This window comes from Prosthecobacter sp., from assembly GCF_044373815.1.
Classification (GTDB): Bacteria; Verrucomicrobiota; Verrucomicrobiia; order Verrucomicrobiales; family Verrucomicrobiaceae; genus Prosthecobacter.
In genome coordinates, this window is the sequence record NZ_JBIPNG010000697.1 from 1 (window position 1) to 2,539 (window position 2,539).

Below are 2,539 nucleotides of genomic sequence, written 5' to 3' on the forward strand. Positions count from 1 at the left end.
CGCCTGCAGAGTTTCGCAAACTGACCACACGTCTCGTGGATCTGCATCCGGTGACCCTTATGCAGAATGCCCGCACTTCGGGTGGTGGCAATCTCACTCTGGTGCCGCAGAAGGCCATCACAGTGGGCCCCAAGGAAACCTGGATGGCGGAGAAAGTCAGTGTCTGGCATGCCGGCCAGCATGACAATCCGCTGGGCCAGCGGCTCACCGCACTCCTGATTTCCAAGCGTCTTGCAGATGCCTCTGTGCCGATGTCGCTGCTCGCTGAACATCCCAATGTGCAGTTCAACTACTACCGCGGCGGCTTGGGCCAATGCGATGTGGAAATGCACTGATCACCTCCGGCGGAATGACGAATGGAAGTGCATTCGTCATTCCCAGCCCGGCCCATTGAGCTCGGCAAAGATGGCCATCCGGGCCCCTTCCGTCGAATTCCAAACTAACGTTTGCTATTCCCCCGATGAGGACGAGGGTCACATCGCAAGTTAACCTGATAAAGGCTAAGCTAAGTCGTTCATCAGGTTGTTTCCTTTGGTGTTCTTAAATCCGATTACGGAGCTTACTTGGCCCTCATTGAGGCTGGCTGAACTCAAGAAAATCGATATGAATACTAAAATGTACGTGGGCAACCTGCCCTTCACCGCCACAGAAGACGACGTCCGCGCTCTCTTCACCGACTACGGCACCGTTACCGACATCCACCTTCCGATGGACCGCGACTCCGGTCGTCCTCGTGGCTTTGCTTTCGTGACCATGGACTCCCAAACAGCCATGAATGAAGCCATCCGTGGCCTCAATGAAAAAGATTACGGTGGTCGCAACCTGACCATCAATGAAGCCCGTCCGAAGGAAGATCGTCCAGCAGGCGGCGGCGGCTACGGTGGTGGTGGCGGCGGCGGTGGCCGTGGCGGCTACGGTGGCGGCGGCGGCAAGAGCGGTGGTGGCGGCGGCGGTGGCCGTGGCGGCTACGGTGGTGGCGGCGGCGGTGGCGGTCGCTACTAAGCGTCCCCTCTGACCTTCCAACCAAGGCTCCAAGAAAAATTCACGGCGGCATCCTGGCAACAGGATGCCGCTTTTTCATGCCGTTAAGACGCTGCGGAGTGATGCACCTCCTAGCGGCTCGACCCCAGCGCCATGAGCAGCCCCATCACGCTGCCGTAGATGGCTCCGCGCCACCAGGTCGAGGTGAGCGGGCAGGTGCCAGAACTGCACTGGCCGAAGTAGCCCAATGCCGAGCCAATGGCTGCACCGATGGCGATGGGAATGAGGAGGCGTGACATGGAAATATGAATGGAGTTTTGAACTCAGCAGCACTTGCCGCCTCCGCAGCAGCCACCACCTTTGCCATTGCCGCTTTTGCCGCAGGTGCTGATGCCGAAGGGGGCATAAAGAGGGCAGAAGCGGATGAATGCGGTGAGCAGCGGCACAGCACCGATGGCTCCCAGCCAGGTGTGATTGACGATGCCGTAGGCGATGAGGCCAAGGCCAACGAAGATGCGCAGCGCGCGGTCCACGGTTCCGATGTTGGGTTTCATAGTGTTTTAGAGTTTGGGTTCAGGATGAGAATGCTTGTTGGCCATGAAGTAGAGCACCGGCACGGCCATGCGGCTGATGAAGAGGCTGGCGATCTCCCCGGCCATGAGTGCGATGGCGAGGCCCTGGAAGATGGGATCGGCAAGGATGACCGCCGCACCGACGACCACGGCCATGGCAGTCAGCAGCATGGGACGAAAGCGCACGGCTCCGGCGTCGATCACGGCCTCGCTCAACGGCATGCCCTCCTGAATGCGCAACTCGATGAAATCGACGAGGATGATGGAGTTTCGCACCACGATACCACCTCCTGCCATGAAACCGATCATGCTGGTGGCGGTGAAAAACGCGTCCATCAGACCGTGCGCGGGCAGAATGCCGACCAGTGAGAAAGGAATGGCGATCATCACGATGGCAGGCGTGATGAAACTGCGGAACCAGCCGACCATGAGCACGTAGATGAGGATCAAACACGCGCCAAAGGCGGCACCGAGATCACGGAAGACTTCGATGGTGACGTGCCACTCACCATCCCATTTCAGCGCGGGTTCGGCATCGCTGAAGGGCATGGAGGCATTGAGGATCTGAAGTTCCGCGCCGCTGCCGCCGAACTCGCGTGTGTCGAGTTTCTTGAGCGCCTCATTCATCTTGAAAATGGCGTACACGGGGCTTTCGACCACGCCGGCCACATCACCAATGACATAGGTCACGGGCATCAGGTTCTTGTGATAGAGGCTCTTCTCCACCGTGACATGCTCCACCTTCACCAGCTCACGCAAGGGCACGAGGGGGGAACCGGAGGCACCGGGTTCGGGCAAGGCATTGGCATCTCCAGAGCGCACGCGCAGCGCGAGCAACTCCTCCGGCGTGGTCTTCGCGGAGCGTGGCAGTTCGAGGCGGATGTTCACGTCCTCCTTTTCTTCAGGCTGGTGCAGCAGATCGACCGTCTCGCCATCCACGGCGATTTTGAGCGTCTGTGAAATTGTGGCGGCGCTGATGCCGTGGA

At 59.5% G+C, this 2,539-nt stretch carries 4 protein-coding genes and 1 pseudogene; 2 read left to right on the forward strand and 3 right to left on the reverse strand.

Annotated elements, in window-relative coordinates:
* Positions 1-335, forward strand: a pseudogene (locus ACIREA_RS30420) (glucosamine-6-phosphate isomerase); the annotation flags it as partial.
* A 268-nt stretch (positions 336-603) separates the two neighbouring features.
* A complete protein-coding gene (locus ACIREA_RS30425; protein ID WP_397386067.1) occupies positions 604-1,002 on the forward strand; it encodes an RNA recognition motif domain-containing protein in 399 nt (132 codons plus the stop codon).
* Positions 1,003-1,112: 110 nt separating this feature from the next.
* On the opposite strand, the gene ACIREA_RS30430 is transcribed toward ACIREA_RS30425, so the two are convergent.
* From ACIREA_RS30430 to ACIREA_RS30440, 3 genes are all read right to left on the reverse strand, one after another.
* Positions 1,113-1,280, reverse strand: a complete 168-nt coding sequence (locus ACIREA_RS30430; RefSeq protein ID WP_397386068.1) for a DUF6132 family protein — start codon at positions 1,278-1,280, stop codon at positions 1,113-1,115.
* A 24-nt stretch (positions 1,281-1,304) separates the two neighbouring features.
* Complete coding sequence (locus ACIREA_RS30435; RefSeq protein WP_397386069.1) at positions 1,305-1,535, reverse strand: DUF2892 domain-containing protein; 231 nt, start codon at positions 1,533-1,535, stop codon at positions 1,305-1,307.
* 6 nt (positions 1,536-1,541) lie between these two features.
* Positions 1,542-2,539 (reverse strand): efflux RND transporter permease subunit (locus ACIREA_RS30440; protein ID WP_397386070.1); only part of this gene is annotated, 998 nt, incomplete at its 5' end.

What these genes read in the sequence shown, in the direction of transcription:
- ACIREA_RS30430 (WP_397386068.1), bottom strand. Translation starts at nt 1,280, where the DNA reads ATGTCACGCCTCCTCATTCCCATCGCCATCGGTGCAGCCATTGGCTCG.
- ACIREA_RS30425 (WP_397386067.1), top strand. Translation starts at nt 604, where the DNA reads ATGAATACTAAAATGTACGTGGGCAACCTGCCCTTCACCGCCACAGAA.
- ACIREA_RS30435 (WP_397386069.1), bottom strand. Translation starts at nt 1,535, where the DNA reads ATGAAACCCAACATCGGAACCGTGGACCGCGCGCTGCGCATCTTCGTT.